This is a genomic window from Pseudomonas arvensis, from assembly GCF_056688935.1.
On the sequence record NZ_CP162038.1, the window covers coordinates 5,520,567 to 5,542,617 of the forward strand.

The 22,051-nt window shown below is 60.5% G+C and carries 20 protein-coding genes; 9 read left to right on the forward strand and 11 right to left on the reverse strand.

Annotated elements, in window-relative coordinates:
• The first annotated feature begins 47 nt into the window (after positions 1–47).
• The 6 genes from AB3G88_RS25035 to AB3G88_RS25060 all read left to right on the forward strand — a co-directional run bounded on the left by AB3G88_RS25035 (position 48) and on the right by AB3G88_RS25060 (position 11,253).
• Positions 48–4,664 (forward strand): RHS repeat-associated core domain-containing protein, encoded by a 4,617-nt coding sequence (locus AB3G88_RS25035; protein ID WP_480452120.1) that lies wholly within the window; start codon positions 48–50, stop codon positions 4,662–4,664.
• Positions 4,664–5,302, forward strand: a complete 639-nt coding sequence (locus AB3G88_RS25040; RefSeq protein ID WP_400527720.1) for a hypothetical protein — start codon at positions 4,664–4,666, stop codon at positions 5,300–5,302. The genes AB3G88_RS25035 and AB3G88_RS25040 overlap by 1 nt, the downstream gene beginning before the upstream one ends.
• Before the next feature lie 846 nt (positions 5,303–6,148).
• On the forward strand, positions 6,149–6,391 hold the full coding sequence (locus AB3G88_RS25045) for an exodeoxyribonuclease VII small subunit (RefSeq protein ID WP_003176346.1): 243 nt from the start codon (positions 6,149–6,151) through the stop codon (positions 6,389–6,391).
• Entirely contained in the window at positions 6,388–7,275 is an 888-nt protein-coding gene (ispA, locus tag AB3G88_RS25050) for a (2E,6E)-farnesyl diphosphate synthase (RefSeq protein WP_099584640.1), read from the forward strand. The genes AB3G88_RS25045 and ispA overlap by 4 nt, the downstream gene beginning before the upstream one ends.
• A 111-nt stretch (positions 7,276–7,386) precedes the next feature.
• Complete coding sequence (dxs, locus tag AB3G88_RS25055; RefSeq protein ID WP_112196861.1) at positions 7,387–9,285, forward strand: 1-deoxy-D-xylulose-5-phosphate synthase; 1,899 nt, start codon at positions 7,387–7,389, stop codon at positions 9,283–9,285.
• A gap of 78 nt (positions 9,286–9,363) precedes the next feature.
• On the forward strand, positions 9,364–11,253 hold the full coding sequence (locus AB3G88_RS25060; RefSeq protein ID WP_480452123.1) for a TonB-dependent receptor domain-containing protein: 1,890 nt from the start codon (positions 9,364–9,366) through the stop codon (positions 11,251–11,253).
• Positions 11,254–11,323: 70 nt separating this feature from the next.
• Here AB3G88_RS25060 and AB3G88_RS25065 read toward each other — a convergent pair whose 3' ends face one another.
• The 11 genes from AB3G88_RS25065 to nrdR form a co-directional block, all read right to left on the reverse strand.
• A complete protein-coding gene (locus AB3G88_RS25065; protein ID WP_112196863.1) occupies positions 11,324–12,112 on the reverse strand; it encodes a cobalamin-binding protein in 789 nt (262 codons plus the stop codon).
• Positions 12,109–12,525 carry a nuclear FMR1 interacting 1 family protein gene (locus AB3G88_RS25070; RefSeq protein WP_099584636.1) on the reverse strand — a complete coding sequence of 139 codons (417 nt, stop codon included), beginning with the start codon at positions 12,523–12,525 and terminating at the stop codon, positions 12,109–12,111. The genes AB3G88_RS25065 and AB3G88_RS25070 overlap by 4 nt, the downstream gene beginning before the upstream one ends.
• Positions 12,522–13,139, reverse strand: a complete 618-nt coding sequence (gene ribA / locus AB3G88_RS25075; protein ID WP_016978544.1) for a GTP cyclohydrolase II — start codon at positions 13,137–13,139, stop codon at positions 12,522–12,524. The genes AB3G88_RS25070 and ribA overlap by 4 nt, the downstream gene beginning before the upstream one ends.
• Before the next feature lie 127 nt (positions 13,140–13,266).
• On the reverse strand, positions 13,267–13,995 hold the full coding sequence (locus AB3G88_RS25080; protein ID WP_480452126.1) for a substrate-binding periplasmic protein: 729 nt from the start codon (positions 13,993–13,995) through the stop codon (positions 13,267–13,269).
• A gap of 66 nt (positions 13,996–14,061) precedes the next feature.
• Positions 14,062–15,027, reverse strand: coding sequence for a thiamine-phosphate kinase (gene thiL, locus AB3G88_RS25085; RefSeq protein WP_480452128.1), 966 nt, complete (start codon positions 15,025–15,027; stop codon positions 14,062–14,064).
• Between the two features lie 18 nt (positions 15,028–15,045).
• Positions 15,046–15,546: a transcription antitermination factor NusB gene (nusB, locus tag AB3G88_RS25090; protein ID WP_014720126.1), complete on the reverse strand. Its 501-nt coding sequence runs from the start codon at positions 15,544–15,546 to the stop codon at positions 15,046–15,048.
• Positions 15,543–16,019, reverse strand: coding sequence for a 6,7-dimethyl-8-ribityllumazine synthase (ribH, locus tag AB3G88_RS25095; RefSeq protein ID WP_003176356.1), 477 nt, complete (start codon positions 16,017–16,019; stop codon positions 15,543–15,545). Before ribH ends, nusB begins: the two co-directional genes overlap by 4 nt.
• Positions 16,020–16,107: 88 nt before the next feature.
• Complete coding sequence (gene ribBA / locus AB3G88_RS25100; protein WP_099584631.1) at positions 16,108–17,199, reverse strand: bifunctional 3,4-dihydroxy-2-butanone-4-phosphate synthase/GTP cyclohydrolase II; 1,092 nt, start codon at positions 17,197–17,199, stop codon at positions 16,108–16,110.
• Positions 17,200–17,214: 15 nt separating this feature from the next.
• Entirely contained in the window at positions 17,215–17,877 is a 663-nt protein-coding gene (locus AB3G88_RS25105; RefSeq protein WP_029299435.1) for a riboflavin synthase, read from the reverse strand.
• A 48-nt stretch (positions 17,878–17,925) separates the two neighbouring features.
• Complete coding sequence (ribD, locus tag AB3G88_RS25110) at positions 17,926–19,062, reverse strand: bifunctional diaminohydroxyphosphoribosylaminopyrimidine deaminase/5-amino-6-(5-phosphoribosylamino)uracil reductase RibD (RefSeq protein ID WP_480452131.1); 1,137 nt, start codon at positions 19,060–19,062, stop codon at positions 17,926–17,928.
• Positions 19,059–19,529 (reverse strand): transcriptional regulator NrdR, encoded by a 471-nt coding sequence (gene nrdR, locus AB3G88_RS25115; RefSeq protein ID WP_160385008.1) that lies wholly within the window; start codon positions 19,527–19,529, stop codon positions 19,059–19,061. Before nrdR ends, ribD begins: the two co-directional genes overlap by 4 nt.
• Before the next feature lie 139 nt (positions 19,530–19,668).
• On the opposite strand from nrdR, the gene AB3G88_RS25120 reads away from it, so the two are divergent.
• From AB3G88_RS25120 to AB3G88_RS25130, 3 genes are all read left to right on the forward strand, one after another.
• On the forward strand, positions 19,669–20,124 hold the full coding sequence (locus AB3G88_RS25120; protein WP_122307046.1) for a YbaY family lipoprotein: 456 nt from the start codon (positions 19,669–19,671) through the stop codon (positions 20,122–20,124).
• On the forward strand, positions 20,121–20,774 hold the full coding sequence (locus AB3G88_RS25125; protein WP_480452134.1) for a class I SAM-dependent methyltransferase: 654 nt from the start codon (positions 20,121–20,123) through the stop codon (positions 20,772–20,774). Before AB3G88_RS25120 ends, AB3G88_RS25125 begins: the two co-directional genes overlap by 4 nt.
• Before the next feature lie 263 nt (positions 20,775–21,037).
• A complete protein-coding gene (locus AB3G88_RS25130; protein WP_191959216.1) occupies positions 21,038–22,039 on the forward strand; it encodes an Abi family protein in 1,002 nt (333 codons plus the stop codon).
• Positions 22,040–22,051 lie beyond the last annotated feature (12 nt).

Genomic DNA, 22,051 nt, shown 5'->3' on the forward strand with positions numbered 1-22,051 from the left:
TTCCTGCAGCAGACTCCGACGCCTTGCCCTCTGCCGAGACGTCACGGATGACCCACGCTGCCCATATTGCCGCTATCGAACATGAGCTGGATGGCTTTCATCAGAGCCTGGCGGTGTATCGCCAGCAGATGGGGGCCTGGTATTCGCGGGCACTGGACTCAGTGAGCCATGCGGCGGATATGCCGTCGTTGCTGGGGATGGATCGGGTGGTGCGAATGGGTAATTCGCACGCCACAGCGAGTATGGCCGACCCGGATTTCATGGGCAGCGTTGCCATCTGCCAGTTGGGTGGCGAGCTGAAGATCGAGAGCAAGTTCGAGTCGGTGTATGACGTACCGATTGGTGGCATCCCGGTCGAGGTGGTTGGACTGGATGACGGTAGCTCCACGCGGGTCATGTTGGATGAGCACGGCAGAGGTTCCCACTACTGCGCTGCCGGTGGACGCTATCAGGTGCGGGTGCAGGGCGGTGTTTCGGAACAGCAGGTGGAGGCGCTGTTTGCCTCCTACGCAGGGCTGACGGCGGACCTGGAGCAGTGGCTTAGGTCGCAATGGACCGGTTTTAAACCCCATTGGGAGGTGTCCACCGCCAGTGCGATTGGCAATGGCCTGTTGGCGGGCAGTTGGGCCGCAATCATGGACGTGTGGGACAGCATCAAGCTGGTTCAGGCGATTCTTGAAGACCCGCTGAAATATGCTGAACAGCTGGGAGCAGAAGCCGCCAAATTGGCGCAAATCGCTACCGATGCCCCCAAGGTCATGGAACAGGCGATGTTGCTCGCCAGTGACGAAGCGGCACTGTTTCTGTTGGTGCGCACGGCGATGCTGTGGCTGGACGCCTTACCGCCCGGCCAGATCGCACAGGTGGGCGCAGGGTTTGTGGTGGCGTTGTTGATTGACCTGGTGATTGGCGCAGTGCTGACCATCGCCCTGCCGGCAGCGGGTGTGGCGTATTTGAGTGTGCGGCTAGTCAAGTACGGCGCGCAGATGCTGAAGGCGGCGCTGGGTTTTGTTGAGGCTCTGCTGAAGATTCTGACCCGGTTTATGCAGGCCGTGGATCGCTATAAGGCGGTGGCGGTTCGCGGGGTGGTGGGCGGGCTTAAGCAGGGCACGATGCAGATGCGCTGGCGGGCGCGGCAGAACGCGGTGTTGAAGCAGAAAGAGCCTGTGGACGATGCGCCTGTTTCGGGGAAAAACCCGAACGGGGATGTGGCGGCTTCTTCGGATAAGACCGTGACCAACGGCTGCCCGGTGTCGATGGTCACCGGCGAAGAATTACTGACCCTCACCGATGGCACGTTGGTCGGAATTCTGCCGTTTGAGTGGACACGGTTGTATCGCACCAGTGCGGTGGACGTGGATCTCGGGCTGGGGTTTGGCTGGAGTCATTCGCTGGCGCATCGGCTTGTTGTGTCAGGCGATTCGGTGGTGTGGACGGATCATGAGAACCGCTCGACTGAGTTTCCACTGCCGACAGTTGCTCGACCTGCAATCACCAATAGCCTGGCCGAAGCTGCGATCTACTTGGGCTCGGAGCCGGATGAGTTGGTGCTGGCGCAGGCGTCGCGGTTTTATCACTTTCGCGATGGGGTGCTGGTCTCGATCAGTGATGCGTATGACAACCGGCTGCGGATTTCCCGGGACTATTTAGGGCGCATTGAGCGGCTGGATAACGGTGCCGGTTGTGCGCTGTTTTTACGCTATGAGTCGGGCCGCATTGTGGCGGTGGACTACCAGGTTCAGCGGGCCAAGGGACATGAGCCTTACGTCTGGATCACAGAGCACAGCGTTGTTTCCTACGCCTATGACGACATGGGCCGACTGGTCTCAGCGACCAATGCCGTCGGCGAAAGCGAGGTTTATCGCTACGACGAGCAACACGTGATTCATGAACGTGGGTTGGCCGGTGGGGCGAGTTTCTTTTGGGCGTGGGAACGGTCTGGTAAAGCGGCGCGATGTGTCCGGCATTGGGCCAGTTTTTCGCAGATGGATACGCGGTATGTGTGGGGGGATGACGGCAGTGTTGTGGTGCACAACGCCGATGGCAGCCAGGAAGTGTATGTCCACGATGACCGCGCACGGCTGGTGCAGCGTATTGATCCGGACGGTGCCGAGCATTTCAGATCCTACGACGACAAGGGTCGGCTGACGGTCGAGCAGGACCCGCTGGGCGCGGTGACGGCGTATCAGTACGACGAGGCCGGACGCTTGGTGGCGTTGTTTCCGGGGGACGATGAGCCCACTTCCTACGAGCATGACAACGGTTTCGTACGGGTTGTAAGGCGAGGCTCAGCGGTTTGGAAGTACGAGCGCAACGATCAGGGCGACGTGACGCGTAGGACCGATCCCGACGGTCACATCACCGACTACAGCTACAACAAATACGGGCAACTGATTGGGGTGTGGTACCCCGATCACAGTTGCCAGCGGCTGGTGTGGAATGAACGCGGCCAGTTGGTTGAAGAGCAACTGCCCAATGGTGGCATCCAGCGCTATCGCTACGACGACCTGGGCCGCCAGATTGCCCGTGAGGATGAACAAGGCGCGCTGACCCAATACCAGTGGGATGCAGCCGGTCGGCTGACTCGCCTCGTACTGCCCGGCGGTGCCTGCAGGGAATACAGCTACAACCCCTACGGAAAAATCACCGCCGAACGCGATGAACGGGGCCACGTCACCCGCTACGAATACGCGGACGGCCTGCACCTGATCAGCCGTCGCATAAATGCCGACGGCAGCCAGGTCAAGTACCGCTACGACAACGTGCGTCTGCTGCTGACCGAGATTGAAAACGAAGTTGGCGAGACCTACCGGCTGGATTACCACCCCAACGGTCTGATCCAGCAGGAAATCGGGTTTGATGGCCAGCGCACGGCCTACGTCTACGACCTCAATGGCAACCTGCAGGAAAAAACTGAACACGGCGATGACGGCAGTCAGCTAGTGACTTGTTACGAGCGCGACTACGCCGGCCGTCTCGTACGAAAAACCCTCCCCGATGGCAACAAGGTCGATTACGCCTACGACCGCCAAGGCAATCTCCTCAGCGTCGACGACGGCCACTGGGCGCTGGCCTACGAATACGACGTCCAGAACCGCCTCACCGCCGAACACCAAGGCTGGGGTACCTTGCGTTACGGCTATGACGCCTGCGGCCAGCTTCAACACCTGCGCCTGCCGGACAACAATCGTGTGACGTTCAACCATGCCAAGGGCGGGCATCTCGCCTCGGTAGAACTCAACGGTAAAACCCTTACCTCGCACCTGTTCAAAGCCGGTCAAGAACACCAGCGCCAACAAGGCCAACTGCTCAGCCATTACCACTACGACGACCAGCAGCGCCTGCACGCCCATGCCGTAACACAGCAAGAACATCACCTGCTCCAACGCCACTACGACTACGACAGATCCGGCAACCTCACCCGCCTCAACGACACCCGCAAAGGCGAACACCACTACCACTACGACCCGCTCAACCGCCTGACCCGCGCCGACCACTCCCAAGACCTGCAAGAACGCTTCGGCCACAACCCGGCGGGCAACCTGCTCATGCAAGACCGCCCCGGCCCCGACATCGTCGCCGGCAACCGCCTGATGATCCAGGGCGACCGGCATTACGACTACGACGCCTTCGGCAACCTGATCGGTGAACGCAGAGGCAAAGGCCATCAACTCGTCACCGAATACCGCTACGACTGCCAGCACCGGTTGATCGGCGTTACACAACCCAACGGGCAAACCGCCAGCTACCGCTACGATCCGTTTGGACGGCGTATCAGCAAGACTGTCGACGGTTTAACCACGGAGTTCTTCTGGCAAGGCGACAAGCTGATTGCCGAGCACCATGCAGATCGCCACCGCAGCTACCTTTACGAACCCGACAGCTTTCGCCCGTTGGCACTACTGGAAGGCTTCGGCCCAAACGAAACCCAGCCCTACCACTACCAACTCGACCACCTCGGCACGCCACAGGAACTCACCGACCCAGACGGCGAAATCGTCTGGTCCGCGCACTACCGCGCCTACGGCCAGATCAGTCGCCTCGACAAAAGCAAAATCGACAACCCGCTGCGCTTCCAGGGTCAGTACTTTGATCAGGAAAGCGGGCTGCACTACAACCGCCATCGCTACTACAATCCGGATATTGGGCGCTACCTGACGCCAGACCCGGTGAAGTTGGCGGGTGGGATCAATGCCTACCAGTACGTGCCCAACCCTACTGGGTGGGTGGATCCTCTGGGGCTGACCGTCTGCCCAGGTGGCGATGGATGTAAGCCATCACACAACGCTGAGAGCCCAACAAAGCACACAAAAGCTGACAATGGCGAGCCAACCCTCCCCGCTCCCGCGTCAAAACAAGAAACCATCGTTAGAGTACGGCATTACACTAGCAGAGCAGGCTCAAAAGGCATTGAAAAAACAGGAGTGATATTGGCCCAAGATAACAACAGAGTCTATCTTGAACCTGCAAAGAGCAAAGTGCTAAGTCCTAGGGACGCACAGGAAAAATACCAGATCGACAAAAGCAAAGGCCGAGATTACATTGAGACGGACGTACATGAGTCACAACTAGAACTGGTAAAAAACCCTAGGTACAGCACCATGGAGCTCACCATAAAAGGTAGCCTGACATTAAACAACCCTACCTTTACGAGGAGAAAATAATGCTAGAGCAAAATCAAAAAATAGTTCTTACCGGAAAAGAAGCACTTGATGTTCTCAAAGAAATTGAATACATACTAATATCCCTACATAAAATGGGCAGCTTTTATGCTGAAAAGCCTGGCGCCCTGGAAGAGTATCGCAAAGCGACCACTGACTTTATCGATGATTGCGCCGTTACCCAGCGGTTGTCAAAGGTACGCACGATAATTTCTCAACACTTTGATGACTCTCTCGGCGATGATGAACTGGACGATATAGAAAGACACTTTTCCGATCTGAAATTCTGGAAACCCGATCAACCCTTGAACAGAAAAACACCTGAAACAGAAGTACTTGAAGTTTCGAAGGGAACCATTCAACAAGTAACGTGCAAGCGTAACGAATTACTGGTGGTTTTTACCAACCAGCAAGATGAATTCCTACTAATCACCTTTCACAACCCCATTGCATTCAAAAGCAATAGTGCGATTGGAGTCGAAACAGATGGCCTTTTTAAAGAAGAACACCTTACCCTTTCGCAAGACGCAAAATGCATTGCCCCTCTGCAAAATACGAAAAGTTACTGCTTCAAGGCAGCCCTCAGTAAAGAGATTATTTTTACGGTGACCTCAGACGGATACAGCGTTGAAAAGATATGACTCAAAACGCAACAACCTCTCCAGACCAAAAATCCAAATTTGAGCGACCACCCAACGTTATGAAACACTGATCAACAGTCTTAACGGGCAAACCGCTAATTACCGTTATGACCCGCTTGGAAGGCTCGCGAAAAAATCAGCTATTTTGATGACGAGCTAATTACGGAGCAGAGCTCCCAGAATATTAACCTTGATATTCTACCCACATATGACCACGGTTCCATTGTTAGAAAAACCAATGAAAACATAGCTTTTCAGGAAGCCATTGCCTGGAACAAACTGCACAAAAGCATTAAGTTTGCTGACAACCGCGCGAACTTGGCAACCTCACAACCGCTCAGGAAAATCATAAAAGTCGCCGACGATAAGATAATCATTGTGGGTGATGCGGTTTGTGACGAGGCATATTGCGTAAAGCTCCAACAACTAGAAGAAGTACCCAGAGCCCTCCCTCAAATTAGATCCCGAGCAGAATCCGAAGCACAATCGGCTCACCAAATGAGCCGAATAACCTTTTTATTCGGCTCACGCACCCCAGGCATTCCGCCATGGCTCATCCGCACTGAATCTGGCCGCACTTCCACTGGCAATCCGGTAGCCCCGCAGCGTTGCTGTGCGAGTGTGGACAAGCCCAAGGCAAGTTGTTGGGCATGCTTGGCGATTGAGGGTGAGCAGTTAGTGTCGGCTCGGTGCGCTCGTCACAGGCACGGCGACAGACGGTCAGGTAAGCCGCCGCAGCACGCGTTATCAAGTCAATACAGCAGGCGACAGATGCCCCGCTCATTTGCCCACCATCCCCATGTCTGCTAGTGTCCCGCCGGTTTACCGTCTACCGGAATAGCCGCCATGGCCCGCAAAAAAGTTGCACTCGATTTCGAACAATCCCTCGCCGACCTGCAAACCTTGGTCGAGCGTCTGGAGAACGGCGAGTTGTCGCTGGAGGACTCACTGACAGCGTTTGAGCAAGGCATCGGCCTGACTCGCGACTGCCAGAGCGCGCTGGCGCAGGCAGAGCAGAAGGTGCAGGTGTTGCTGGAGCGTGATGGGGAGTTGGCCGAAGAACCTTTCGATGCGGAACAGCCCGAATGATCGACGCGTATCAGGCCAGTAGCCAAGCCCGGGTGAATGCGGCGCTGGAGCCCTTGTTTGTTGCGCCCAGCCCGGAAATGAACCGCCTTTATGCCGCCATGCGCTACAGCGTGATGAACGGCGGCAAACGTGTGCGCCCGTTGCTGGCGTACGCGGCCTGTGAAGCCCTCGGCACCCCTGCCGAGCAGGCCAACGGCGCGGCGTGTGCAGTGGAATTGATCCACGCTTATTCCCTGGTACACGACGATTTGCCGGCGATGGACGACGACGATCTGCGTCGCGGCCAGCCCACCACTCATAAAGCCTTTGATGAAGCCTATGCGATCCTGGCCGGTGATGGCCTGCAGAGCCTGGCGTTCAGCGCACTGCTGGACCCGCGCTTGAGCAGCGTCAACGCCGAGATCCGCCTGCGCATGGTCACCGCCCTGGCCCACGCGGCAGGACCGGCCGGCATGGTCGGCGGGCAGGCAATCGACATGGGTTCGGTCAGTCTCAAGCTGGATCAGCAAGCCCTTGAACATATGCATCGCCACAAGACCGGCGCGCTGATCGAAGCCGCCGTGCACCTCGGCGCCCTGGCCAGCGGCCGTGCCGACGCGGCCCAATTGGCGGCATTGCAGATCTATTCCCGAGCCATCGGCCTGGCGTTCCAGGTGCAGGACGACATACTCGACGTGGAAAGTGACACCGCCACCCTGGGCAAGCGCCAAGGGGCCGATATCGCACGGGACAAACCGACTTATCCTGCGCTTCTTGGGCTCGATGCTGCCAAGGCATACGCCCTGGAACTGCGCGACCAGGCACTGGACGCCCTGCGACCTTTCGACGCGGCAGCCGAGCCGCTGCGTGACCTGGCTCGGTATATCGTCGAACGCCGGCACTGAAAACGGCGGCCATTGCCGCCGCATATCGGCCAAGTTCGGCGCTCTGCGTGGGCAGTTTGCGATGCTTGAGGTAAACTGCCGCCTCTTCTTATACCTATAACGATTCGCCTGATGCCCACGACGTTTCAAGAGATTCCCCGCAAGCGCCCGTCCACGCCCCTGCTCGACCGTGCTGCCACGCCGGACGGCCTGCGTCGTCTGGGTGAAGCCGAGCTGGAAACCCTGGCCGATGAACTGCGCCTGGAATTGCTCTACACGGTCGGCCAGACCGGTGGGCATTTCGGTGCTGGCCTGGGCGTCATCGAGCTGACCATCGCCTTGCATTACGTGTTCGATACCCCCGACGACCGGCTGGTGTGGGACGTGGGCCATCAGGCGTATCCGCACAAGATCCTCACGGGCCGCCGCGAGCGCATGGCCACCCTGCGCCAGAAGGACGGCGTTGCCGCCTTCCCACGCCGGTCAGAGAGCGAGTACGACACCTTTGGCGTCGGCCACTCCAGCACCTCGATCAGTGCAGCGCTGGGCATGGCGATTGCCGCCCGTCTGCAAAACAGCGATCGCAAGGCGATTGCGGTGATCGGTGATGGCGCATTGACAGCTGGCATGGCCTTCGAAGCGCTGAACCATGCGCCGGAAGTGGACGCCAACATGTTGGTGATCCTCAACGACAACGACATGTCGATCTCGCGCAACGTCGGTGGCCTGTCGAATTATTTGGCAAAGATTCTTTCCAGTCGTACCTACGCCAGCATGCGCGAAGGCAGCAAGAAGGTGCTCTCGCGTCTGCCCGGCGCGTGGGAAATTGCACGACGTACCGAAGAATATGCCAAGGGCATGCTGGTTCCCGGCACCCTGTTCGAAGAGTTGGGCTGGAACTACATCGGCCCCATCGACGGCCATGACCTGCCGACCTTGATCGCCACACTGCGTAACATGCGTGACCTCAAGGGCCCGCAGTTCCTGCATATCGTCACCAAGAAAGGCAAAGGCTTCGCCCCGGCGGAAGTCGATCCGATTGGCTACCACGCGATCACCAAGCTGGAACCGGTGGACGCCCCCGCCGCCGCGCCGAAAAAGGCCAGCGGGCCGAAGTATTCCGGTGTGTTCGGCGAATGGCTGTGCGACATGGCCGCCGCCGACTCGCGTCTGGTGGGCATTACCCCGGCGATGAAGGAAGGCTCCGACCTGGTGGCATTCAGCGAGCGTTTCCCGCTGCGCTACTTCGACGTGGCGATTGCCGAGCAACACGCGGTGACGTTCGCGGCCGGCATGGCCTGCGAAGGCGCCAAGCCGGTGGTGGCGATCTATTCCACCTTTCTGCAACGTGGTTATGACCAGCTTATTCACGATGTGGCGGTACAAAACCTCGACGTGCTGTTCGCCATCGACCGCGCAGGCCTGGTGGGCGAAGACGGTCCGACCCACGCCGGCAGCTTTGACCTGTCGTACCTGCGCTGCATCCCCGGCATGCTGGTGATGACGCCGAGCGACGAAAACGAACTGCGCAAGATGCTCAGCACCGGCCACCTGTACAACGGCCCGGCCGCCGTGCGTTACCCGCGTGGGAACGGTCCGAATGCGGTGATTGAAAAAGATCTTGAGCCGATCGAAATCGGTAAAGGCATCGTGCGGCGCCAGGGCAATAAGGTCGCGTTCCTCGTGTTTGGCGTGCAATTGGCCGAAGCGCTGAAAGTCGCCGAAAAGATCGACGCGACCGTGATCGACATGCGTTTCGTCAAACCGCTGGATGAAGCCCTGGTGCGCGAGATCGCCGGTAGCCATGAGTTGCTGGTGACCGTTGAGGAGAACGCCATCATGGGCGGCGCCGGTGCGGCGGTCAGTGAATTCCTGGCGCGGGAGAACATCCTCAAGTCGGTGCTGCACCTGGGCTTGCCGGATGTGTACGTCGAACACGCCAAGCCGGCGCAGATGCTGGCGGAGTGTGGTTTGGACGAGGCAGGCATCGAGGCGGCGGTGCGCGTGCGCTTGGCGCTGCTCTCCCGGTAGAAATCGCATCAACATGTGGGAGGTGGCTTGCCCCTCCCACATTTGATTTTTGCCATCTTCAAACGCTACGGACAGCCCATGAAACGTCTGCACCTTGTCCTGCTGCTCCTGCCCGCACCTGAGTTGCTCGCCGAGACCCGCGACCACGCCCTCAAACTCCCCGATGTGGTCATCAGCACCAACCGCCAGGTCCAGGCACGCAACGACAGCAGCGCCGCCAATACCGTATTCACCCGCGACGACATCGACCGCCTGCAACCCACCAGCCTCACCGACCTGCTCAGCCGCGTGCCCGGCGTACAAGTGGCGCGAACCGGTGGGCGCGGCAGTTTGCCGGGGATCTACCTGCGCGGCACCAAGTCCGCCCAGAGCCTGGTGCTGGTGGACGGCCAGCGCATTGCCAATACCACCTCCGGCGACAGCGGCCTGCAATACCTGAACGTCGACCAGATCGAGCGTGTGGAGGTGCTGCGCGGCTCGCGCTCGGTGATCTACGGCAGCGATGCCATCGGCGGGGTGATCCAGGTGTTTACCCGGCGCAATGCCGAGCAAGGCCTGCAACCGCGCCTGAAGCTGGGCATTGGCAGCAACCAGACCTGGGAGCGCAGCCTCGGTCTGTCGGGCGGTGATGAACACACGCGCTTCAACCTGGGGGCGAGCCTGGATGAGACCGCTGGCATCAATTCGACCCACCAATCCTTCCCCAGCGACGGCGACCATGATGCCTATCGCAATCAGTCGCTCAGCCTGAACCTCAGCCATTCATTCAGCGATGAGCTGGAGGTGGGTTTCAATCTGCTGGATAACCGTGGCAAGTCGGAGTACGACAACAGCTTCGGCCGCTACGACGTTGTCAGTGGGCAGACCTTGGGGCAAAAACCCTACACCGATTACGCCGTCAGCAGCGCCAGCGGGTATGTCGACGCAGCGCTCAATGAGCACTGGCAATCGCGCCTGGAGCTGGGCCACAGCGAGAACCGCGACACCAAGCGCGATACCCTCAGTGACGATTTCAGCGTGTTCAACACCTACCGCGACTCGCTGAACTGGCAGAACGACCTGACGCTCAACGACAGCAACAGCCTGATCCTGGGCGGCGACTGGTACGAAGACCGCTTCCACGGATCCACCACGTTTAGCGAAAACAGCCGCTGGAACCGCGCAGCCTTTGTGCAGCACCGCTTCCACAGCGAATGGTTTTCCACAGAGCTGGGCCTGCGCCGCGACCAGAACCAGCAGTTCGGTGGGCAGAACAGTTGGAGCGGCACCCTGACGCTGCCGATCAACCCCGACAATGACTTGTTGCTGAGCTACAGCGAAGGCTTTCGCGCGCCTACCTTCAACGATCTGTATTACCCCGACACGAAATACAGCAACCCGAACCTGCAGCCCGAGACCTCAAAGAGCTACGAACTGCAATGGCGCAGCCAACTGACCGACAGCACGCGCCTGGAGGCTTCGCTGTACCGCACCGACTTGAGCGATGCGATTATCCTGGACAGCACCAGCAAGCCGCAAAACGTGGCGTCGGCGCGTATTGACGGGTTTGAAGCCGCCCTCAAACAGGAACTGTTTGGCTGGCAAGGCAACCTGGGCGTGTCCATCATCGACCCGCGCGACCGTGATACCGGCCACACCCTGGCCCGCCGTGCACGGCGCACGTTGAATTTGGATCTGGATCGGCAATTCGACACACTCGGCCTGGGTGCGAGTTGGCAGGCGATCAGCAGCAGCTACGACGATGAAGACAATGCGCAGCGCCTGGGCGGCTACGGATTGCTCGGCTTGCGCAGCAGTTGGGCGCTGAACCGGGAAGTGGCGCTGTCACTGAAGGTCGATAACGTGCTGGATAAATCCTATGCGCGGGCACGTTACAGCTACAACGATCCGGCATTTCTGAACAATCAGGATTACCGTGAAGAGGGTCGGGTGTGGAGGGTTGGTGTGACCTGGACGCCTGAAATCTAATTGGCGCCTGGACTGGCCTCATCGGGGCAAGCCCCCTCCCACATTTTGACTGCATTCACAGACAGCGGTCTCAGCGGCTCGGAGCAATCACCTGACATAACCGCGCCACCGCTTCCAGCATTTGCCCGCTAGGCCGCTCCAGGCCTTTGTCCGGCACCACGCGCACCCGCGCAGCCATCAATGGCCAGACTTTCCAGGCCTTCAGTTGAGCCTGATCCCCCACCAGGATCAGCTCAGGGTCACGCTGCAACACCGACTCGATACTGACCTGCGGCGCAGGCAGTTTCAGGTCATCGAATACATTGCGCGCTCCGCAGACGCTCAACGCGTCGCTGATGATCTGCCCGCCACCCACGGTATACAGCGGCTGGTCCCACACCTGATAAAACACCCGCACTGGCTCGGCCTGCTGATAACGCTGGCGCAGCCCGGCCAGGCGCTGGCGCAGCTGTGCAGCCAACTGCCGACCGGCCTCGGCGCGGCCCACTTGCTCGGCGATGGCCTGGACCTGGGTGGTGAGCTGTTCAAGGCTATGGGGTTCGGCGACATACACCGGGATATTCAGGCGTTGCAACTGTTCGCGCTGGGCTGGGCCGACACTGCCGGGCCACAGCAGGATCAGGTCGGGATTGAGGCTGAGCAGGCGCTCCATGTCCAACTGGCCGTAATGCCCCACCGACGGCACCTTCGCCAAGTCGGCCGGCCGTTCGCCGCCATCGAGCACGCCAGCCAGCAGATCGGCAGCACCCAGTTCAACCACGATTTCAGTCAGGGATGGCGCCAGGCTCACCACTCGCTCGACGGCCAGGGCCTGGGCGCTCAACGCCAGCAGCACAAGCGCCAGCCAGCGGCGCATCATCCGAGTTGACGGGGAATGCGATAGAGGTAAAACAGCACCATCGTCGACAGCGCCAGCAAAAACAGCGGAACTGCTTCCAGCCCGACAAACACCGCCAGCGCGCCCACCCACGACGGGATCGCGGCCACCAGCAACGCCGTGCGCCGACGGGCCGCGAGGGTGATCCAGGCAGCCGGTTCTTCGGGAGTATCGAGGGCTTTTGAAGTGGCGATCAGCGCGTGTTTATAGCCGTGGAAGTAGCGCAGGCTGAGGAACATCGAGGCCACGCCAGCGATGAACAACGGCATCGCCAGCACCGGCAGCAAGGCTACCTGACCAAACACCAGGTTGAGTACGAACAACGGAAGCAGCGCCAGGGCCAGGTACTGCCACCAGTTGAAGGACAGTCGCCGTTTTACCTGGCCACGGGTCACGCGCGGTCGACCTCGCCCTGGTGCTCGTTGCCCATCATATGGTCGAGCTTGCTGGCTTTGGTCGCCAGGTAGAGCTTGTTATGGGGGTTGTGCCCGGTGTGCAGCGGCACGCGCTCGGCGACGGTGATGCCCATCTCGGTCAAGGCTTTGACCTTGCGCGGGTTGTTGGTCATCAAGCGCAGGGATTTCACGCCCAGGTGCTCCAGCATCGGCAGACAGATCGCGTAGTCACGCTGATCGGCAGCAAAGCCCAGGCGCTCATTGGCCTCAACGGTATCGGCGCCACCGTCTTGCAGCTCGTAGGCGCGGATCTTGTTCATCAGGCCAATGCCACGGCCTTCCTGGCGCAGATACAGCAGCACGCCACGCCCTTCACGGGCGATGGCGCGCATGGCAGCTTCCAATTGCGAGCCGCAGTCGCAGCGCTGGCTGAACAGCGCATCGCCGGTCAGGCATTCGGAATGCACACGACCCAGCACCGGCGCGCCATCCGCGATATCGCCGAGGCTGAGCACAACGTGTTCGCGCCCGGTGGCTTCTTCGAGGAAGCCGTTCATGGTGAACGTGGCAAAAGGGGTAGGCAGCTTGGAAGCGGCGACGAAAACGACGGGCACCGTGTGCTCCTGATTTCAGATTTCACAGAGGCGGCATTGTAACAGCAGGTTCCTACAGACGCTTAAGCTGAATGATCGCTGATAAAGATCAATCGGTTTGATTGGTCTTCCTCGCGGTTCTATGCAGTCAGAACGGATACGGCAGTTTCCAGCGCTGGAAGATCGGCTTCAGCTCGCCGCTTTTGACAAGGACGGCCATGCGCTGGTCGAACACGGTACGTAATGCCCGGCCACGCTCGGTGTCGGCAAAGCCTATGTAGAGCGGGAGGTCGATAAGGTGGGTGAGCCGGAACCGGGCATGATCGGGCGCCTGGTTGAGGACATATTGCGCCTCGGTGAGGGCGTCGATGTAGAAATCGACCCGACCGTGCTGGAGCATCGGCAGAATCCCGTCACGGCGCTGGATCTGGTTGAAACGGCGCACATTGGGCAAGTACGCCTCGTACCGGTAGCCGCGAACCCAGGCCAGGCGGTATTCGCCCAGCGTCGCCACGCTCGGAATCGGCGAGGTTGTCAGCCCAAGGGCGTAGATAGGGTCCGAGTCGAAGTTCCAGTGCGGGTACAGCACGCCCTTGACCTCATCGCGGTAGGAACCCACCCAACCATCCACCTCACCGCGCTGGGCCAGGCCCACCGACCGGGTGTACGGCTCGATACGGGTTTGCAGCGTGATCCCACTCGGCTCAAACACCTGACGCATCACATCCCAGGCCAGGCCGCTGCCGTCCGCGTTGGTGTAGTCATCCCAGGCCTCACTGGCGAGCACGACCTTGCCTGGTACCACGGGCACATCCTGCGCCTGCGCCCAGGCTGGAATCACACACAGCAGTATCAGCAGCCAGCGGCGTACAACCATGGGTACGACCTCCTGCAAAACCTTGCTTGAGTAATGACGTTATAGAGGGTAGCGCAGTGCGCCGATTCAGGGCGTGTCGCGAAAGTGTTGATAACCCCGGATGGCCGGTGTGATGTCCTGCCCCTTTGCGTCAAGCAGCGTCACACCCTGCCCCGCCTGGACACGGCCGATGACGTGCACCGGCCAACAGTCGGCCAGCAACGGCGCCAGCTCGACGGGCGGCAAGGTAAACGCCAGCACGTAATCGTCGCCACCGCTCAAGGCAGCCACCCGCGCCTCATCATCACCAACAAATGCCAGCAAGGCGCTGGACAGCGGCAACTGCTGACGCTCGATCAACAGGCTGACAGCCGATGCCTTGGCGATATGCCCGCAATCGGCCAACAGCCCGTCGGAGATGTCCATCGCAGCCGTCGCTTTGCCGCGCAGCGCCAGCCCCAAGGCCAACTGCGGTTGCGGTGACCAGTAATGGGCCAGCAGTGGCTGCGCAACGGCCTCATCGGCGTTGCGCAGACCCAGTACCAGCGGCAAGGCGCCAGCGGCATTGCCCAACTCGCCGCCGACGCACAGCAGGTCGCCCGGTTGCGCACCGCTGCGCGTCAACGCCTGGCCTGCCGGTACACGCCCGAACACGGTCAGGGTCAGGCTGAGCGGGCCGCGCGTGGTGTCGCCGCCCACCAGACCCACGCCGCAGCTCAGCGCCATGGCGTTCAAGCCCTGGGCATAGCGTTGCAACCAGTCGGCATCGACGGTGGGTGTCGTGAGTGCAAGGGTAAATGCGAGGGGGTTGGCGCCCATGGCGGCCAGATCGCTCACCGCTACCGCCAACGAGCGCTGGCCGAGCAGAAACGGATCGCAGGGGTCGGCAAAGTGCACGCCGGCCACCAAGGTATCGGTGGAGATTGCCAGTTGCTCCCCGGCAGGGAGCGCCAGCAGGGCGCAGTCGTCGCCAATCCCCAAGGCAATGCCGTCGCCGCCCTGCGCACAGGGCGCGGCGGCGAAGTACTTGCGGATCAGCTCAAACTCACCCATTCAGGACTCAAGCGCAGGTTAGCGCTTGTGTTCCTTCACTTCGGCTTCACGCAGGCGCGGGGCCAGCTTGTCGAGCACGCCGTTGACGAACTTGTGGCCGTCGGTCGAACCGTAGACTTTCGCCAGCTCGATACCTTCGTTGATCACCACACGGTACGGCACGTCGACACGCTTGAGCAGTTCCCAGGTGGACAGGCGCATTACGCACAGCTCAACCGGGTCGAGTTCTTCGATGGTCAGGTCCAGGCAAGGCGCCAGGGCTGTGTCGATCTCGGTCAGGTTGGCATGCACGCCGTGCAGGATGTCGTGGAAGTAGCTCTGGTCGGCGAAGGTGAAGTCGTTATCGACGCGAAACTGTGCCTCGATTTCGTTCAGCGAAGCGCCTGCCAGGTGACGCTGGTACAGCGCCTGGGTCGCGAGCTGACGGGCTTTGCGACGCTTCTCGCTTTTGGATGGCTTGCCGGCATCCGCAGGACGCGGGTCCTGAGGGTTGAACTGATCGCTCTCGTCAGAAATCACTTGGCCTCCAACTGCGACAGCAGGCTAACCATTTCGAGGGCGGACAAGGCAGCTTCAGCGCCTTTGTTACCGGCCTTGGTGCCGGAACGCTCGATGGCTTGCTCGATGGAATCAACGGTCAGTACGCCGAAAGCGACTGGCACGCCGAACTCCATGGACACCTGGGCCAGGCCCTTGGTGCATTCGCCGGCCACGTATTCGAAGTGCGGAGTACCGCCACGAATCACAGCGCCCAGGGCGATGATGGCTGCGTATTCACCCTGTTGAGCAACTTTTTGCGCAACCAGTGGAATTTCGAAGGCGCCAGGGGCACGGATAATCGTGATGTCGCTTTCGCTCACACCGTGGCGAACCAGGGCATCCACGGCACCGCTTACCAGGCTTTCAACCACAAAGCTGTTGAAGCGGCCAACCACCAGGGCATAGCGGCCTTTGGGGGCGATGAAGGTACCTTCGATGGTCTTCAGGGTCATTCGACAAATCTCTTAAAGAGCCGGGACGCGAAAAGTGCGTCCCTCAGTGATGATTTAACCGCGAACAAGGGGCAGAAAACGCCGGCCTTTATTCGGAGGGCACGTATTCTACAACTTCCAGATCGAATCCGGATATCGCATTAAATTTCATCGGTGCACTCATCAGGCGCATTTTGCGCACACCGAGGTCCCGCAGGATCTGCGAACCGGCCCCGACGATGCTGTAGGTGGTCGGTGTTTTGGCCTGGGTCTGCTCGGCGGTTTCGCGGATATGGGCGAGCAATACATCGCCGTCTACCGGGTTACCCAGCAGCAACACCACACCGCTGCCCGCCTCGGACACCGCAGCCATGGCGGCGCGCAGGCTCCAACGGCCCGGCTGCTTGACCATCAACAGGTCGCGCAGTGGGTCCATGTTGTGCACGCGCACCAGGGTCGGCTCGTCACCGCTGATGGCGCCCAGGGTCAGGGCCATGTGCACGTCGCCTTCCACCGAGTCACGGTAGGTCACCAGGTTGAATTGGCCCAGTTCGCTGTCCAGCGGCTGCTCGGCAATCCGCTGAACGGTACGTTCGTGGATCATCCGGTAGTGGATCAGGTCGGCAATGGTGCCGATCTTGATGTTGTGCTCGGCGGCAAAGGCTTCGAGTTCGGCGCGACGGGCCATGGTGCCGTCGTCGTTCATCACTTCGCAGATCACGCCGCTGGGCTCGAAACCGGCCATGCGCGCCAGGTCGCAGGCAGCTTCGGTATGGCCGGCACGGGCCAAGGTGCCGCCCGGTTGGGCCATCAGCGGGAAGATATGGCCAGGGCTGACAATGTCTTCGGCCTTGGCGTCTTTCGCGGCAGCCGCTTGCACGGTGCGGGCGCGGTCAGCGGCGGAGATGCCGGTGGTGACGCCGGTGGTCGCTTCAATCGATACCGTGAACTTTGTACCAAACCCCGAGCCATTGCGCGGCGCCATCAACGGCAGCTTGAGCAGCTCGCAGCGCTCGCGGCTCATGGGCATGCAGATCAGCCCACGGGCGTGCTTGGCCATGAAGTTGATGTGCTCGGGCTTGCAGGCCTCGGCGGCCATGATGATGTCGCCTTCGTTCTCGCGGTCTTCGTCATCCATCAGGATGACCATCTTGCCTTGGCGGATGTCTTCAACCAGTTCTTCGATGTTATTGAGCGCCACGCGGCACCCCCTTGGTCAGGATTTCAGGTAGCCGTTAGCGGCCAAAAAACTTTCAGTGATGTTACCTGCAGCAGGCTCTGCGGCCTTGTCGCCCAACAACAGGCGCTCCAGGTAACGGGCAAGCAAGTCGACTTCCAGGTTCACCCGGCGACCAGGCTGGTACGACGCCATGATGGTTTCGCTCAGGGTGTGGGGAATGATGGTCAGCTCGAATTCGGCGCCATTCACGGCGTTCACGGTCAGGCTGGTGCCGTCGACGGTGATCGAGCCTTTGTGGGCAATGTACTTGGCCAGCTCTTTCGGCGCGCGAATGCGGAATTCCACGGCGCGGGCGTTTTCGCTGCGGGCAACCACTTCGCCGACACCGTCGACGTGGCCGCTGACCAGGTGACCACCGAGACGGGTGGTGGGCGTCAGGGCTTTTTCCAGGTTGACCGGGCTGCCGGCCTTGAGGTCATTCATCGCGGTGCAGTCCAGGGTCTCCCGGCTGACGTCGGCGGCAAAGCCATTGCCAGGCAGCTCGATGACGGTCAGGCACACGCCGCTGACGGCGATGCTGTCGCCCAGCTTGACGTCGCCGAGGTCGAGCTTGCCGGTTTCAACCAGCAGGCGTACGTCGCCGCCTTTGGGGGTCATTGCACGGATGCTGCCGATGGATTCGATAATGCCGGTGAACATTTCGTTCTCCTGAAAACGAGGGGCTGACGCGCAAGCGCAGGCCGGGAATTATACGCTCGCTGCTGGCACAGGGATGGCAGTGACCCGCCAGTCGTCGCCTACAGCGCGCATTTCAGTGATCTTGAGTTGGGGGGCGTCGGCCAGCTTCTCAAGCGGCCAGTCCAGCAACGGCCGAGCGGCAGAGCCGAGGAACTTGCCGGCGACGAAAATCACGTATTCGTCCACCAGCCTCTGCTGGGCAAACGCCCCTGCCAGGCTTGGGCCGGCTTCCACCAGCACTTCGTTGACGCCACGGGCCGCCAGGGCCACCAGCGCCGAACGCAGGTCGACCTGGCCTTCCACACCCGGCACCACCAGGCACTCAGGGCCACGGGGGAACTGGTTCTCCGGGGTGACACAGGTGATGACCAATGCCGGACCCGCCTTGAAGAACGGCGCGTTGAGCGGCACCCGCAGGCGACCGTCGATCAACACACGCAGCGGCGGGCGCGACATGGCCAGGGCGGTGGTTGCTTCATCCAGGCCCAGCTCGGCGGCGCGCACGGTCAGCCGCGCGCCGTCGGCCAACACCGTGTCGGCGCCGGTCAGCACCACGCTGGCCTCGGCGCGCAGGCGCTGCACGGCGGCGCGAGCGGCAGGGCCGGTGATCCATTGGCTTTCGCCGCTGGCCATCGCCGTGCGGCCGTCCAGGCTCATCGCCAGCTTGACCCGCACAAACGGCAGGCCGTGTTCCATACGCTTGAGAAAACCCGGGTTCAGCGCCCGCGCCTCACTTTCCAATACGCCGCTGCGAATCTCGATCCCGGCCTGGGCCAGGCGCTGCATACCACGCCCCGCCACTTCCGGGTTGGGGTCCTGCATGCCGGCCACGACGCGTGCAACGCCAGCACTCACCAGCGCATCGGCGCACGGCGGTGTACGACCGTGATGACTGCACGGTTCGAGGGTCACGTACACGGTGGCGCCACGGGCCTTGTCCCCGGCGGCGCGCAGGGCATTGGGTTCGGCATGGGGTTCGCCCGTGCGCTCATGCCAGCCTTCGCCGACAATCTGGCCATCTCGCACGATCACGCAGCCCACCCGAGGGTTGGGGTGGGTGGTGTAGCGGCCCTTGCGCGCCAGTTCGAGGGCGCGGGCCATGTAATGGGCGTCGAGGACAGCTTGTTCAGCGATAGGTGGGATCATGGTTTGACCGGCTCACGGGCCAGGCGGTCGATCTCTTCGCGGAACTCATTGAGGTCCTGGAAGCGTCGATACACCGAAGCGAAACGGATATAGGCGACTTCGTCGAGCTTTTGCAGCTCGCCCATCACCAACTCGCCCACCACCAGGCTCTTGACCTCGCGCTCGCCGGTCGCCCGCAGCTTGTGCTTGATGTGCACCAGCGCCGCTTCCAGCCGCTCGACACTCACCGGGCGTTTTTCCAGGGCGCGCTGCATACCGGCGCGCAGTTTTTCTTCGTCGAAGGGCTGGCGGCTGCCGTCGGATTTGATCAGACGTGGCAATACCAGTTCGGCGGTTTCGAAGGTGGTGAAACGTTCACCGCAGCCAGAGGCCAGGCATTCGCGCCGGCGACGTACTTGATCGCCCTCGGCGACCAGACGCGAGTCAATGACCTTGGTGTCGTTGGCACCGCAGAAGGGACAGTGCATGGTGGCAGGCAACAAAAAAAGGGAGGGCCATGGTAGCGCATCCCTGTGGCAAGACAAGCCATAGCCTTTACGGTATATAGGCGGGCTATTATGTTTCTTACATTTCAAGTCACGGATTTTGTCCTTTCTGGAGCCGTACATGCAGTTACGACCACTTGTTTTGCTCACCCTGTTCAGTGTCCTGGTCGCCTGCAGCAGCGAAGCCCCCAAACCTTCCACGCCTCAACCGGTGCCTGCGCAAGAGAAAAAAGTCCCGGGCATTGAAGACCTCGGCCCCCTGCCCGCCTACCAGCGTGAAATCAACGGCAGCCTGACCAACGTGCCCGCCGGGGCCGAAGTCGAGATGGCCCTGCTGGTGATCGACGACCGCTCGCGCCCGCAACAACTGCTCGCCAGCAGCGTGCTGACCGGCAATGGCAAGCCATTGGCCTTCCGCCTGCGCTTCAACCCCGAGGCCTTCCCGGCCGGGGCGCGGGTTGAACTGCGCGGCCGCGCCAGCCAATCCGGCCAGTTGATCCTGCACCTGCCCGCCGTGCGCATCACCCAGGCAATCACCCAGACCACCGGCCCCCTGGAACTCGTCAAGGCACCATGACGCCGCCGTTGGACTTGCAGCGCGCCCTGAGCGAACTGATCGGCGACGCGCAACTGGTGCCCTGCCCGCTGCCGGGTACCGAGCTGTCGTTGTGGTTGCTGGATGCGGACAACATGGACCGCGCCTTCAGCCCCGAAGAAACCCGGCGCATCCTGCATGAGCCGCCCTACTGGAGTTTTTGCTGGGCCAGCGGCCTGGCATTGGCGCGGTATTTGGCGGCGAACCCCGAGTGGGCCGCCGGCAAGCGCGTGCTGGACTTCGGTGCCGGTTCCGGCGTGGCCGCGATTGCAGCGGTCAAAGCCGGCGCGTTGGAAGTGGTGGCCTGCGATCTGGACCCGCTGGCCTTGGCGGCTTGCCGCGCCAATGCCGAGCTCAATCACGTGGAACTGACCTACTCGGCCGACTTCTTCACCGAAGCCGACCGCTTCGACCTGATCCTGGTAGCCGACGTGCTCTACGACCGCGCCAACCTGCCGCTGCTGGATCACTTCCTCAGCCGTGCCCGCGAAGCACTGGTCGCGGATTCACGGGTGCGCGACTTCCAGCACCCGGCTTACCAGCGCCTGGAAATCCTCGACGCGCTGACCCTGCCAGACCTGGCCGAGCCTTGGGAGTTTCGCAAGGTGAGCCTGTACCATTCGCGGCGCTAAGGTTGCGCGTTACAAATTTTCGGCAATAGGTTGGCTGAGACAGTGAACGACAGGGCATGGAAAATGCCCTCCTTTCGCACGCGGCCTGGGCAATCGACCTGCATGTTTTTTCAAACAACCTCGCTTATCTACGGCAACACAAAGGTCTTGCGTAAAGTCAGGCAGCTACCTAACCTTTGCGGCAATACACCCGCCATGCCTCTGGTTGCGTCAGTAGCCAAGCACAAATTGTGCGGGTTTTTTATGCCCGGTACTTTTTTGGCATGAGGACGTTCAGCAAGCCTGCCATCGACGTGCCTGCGCAATTGGAGCTCCTCAAGCTTCGCGGATTGAATATTCATAATGGGGCTCGCGCCGAGGCTTTCCTGCGGTTTGTCAGTTTTTTCCGACTAAGCCCTTACATGCGGCCCTTCCAAAAGCCGGAAGATGTCGAGCACAGATTCCGTGACGGCAGCCAATTCAGCCAATTAACTCGCCTTTACAACTTCGATCAACGACTTCGTTTATTAACTATGGACGCCATAGAAAGAGTCGAGGTGGCATCGCGTGCAGTCATCAGTAACCACATGGGCCCCGTTTATGGCAGCCACTGGTACATCAACCCGCAGATCTTTCATCACGCATACGATCATCAACGCCTGCTCACGACGTTGTCCCTGAAGCAGTCGACCGCGACACGCGATTACCAGCGAGAATGCGAGCGCATCGATAGATCCCAGGCAGACAGTGCGAGAAAAGACCTGCTCAAACACCAAAGGGCAAGAGAAAGCTACAGCCGTCACTACCCGTTGACCTATGACCAGCCTTCATTGATGCCCGGCTGGGCCATGCTTGAGGAACTGACGCTGGGTGATTTGTCCCACCTGTACAAAGGTTTGGCAAAGGACGTGGACAAAAAAGCCATTGCCAGGCGCCTGCAACTCCCATCCCCCCTGATGCAATCCTGGCTGCACACGTTGACCACCATTCGAAATGTATGCGCCCATCATTCACGGATGTGGAACCGAGAATTGGGTATTCGTCCCGAGCTCCCGAAGAAAGCTAATTTCTTGTGGCCGGAACATCTTCTCCAACAAGGGCCTCATAGCCGAATTTTCGCCGTACTTTGTATTCTTAACCACCTGATGCATCAAGTAAGCCCACACACCCATTGGGATCAGCGCCTGTACCAACTTATCGACGAGTTTCCTGATGTCAGCTTGAAAGCCATGGGCTTTCCTCAGGACTGGTATCAAGACCCTTTTTGGCACGCCTCTCGCGGCTGAGAGCCATGCAGC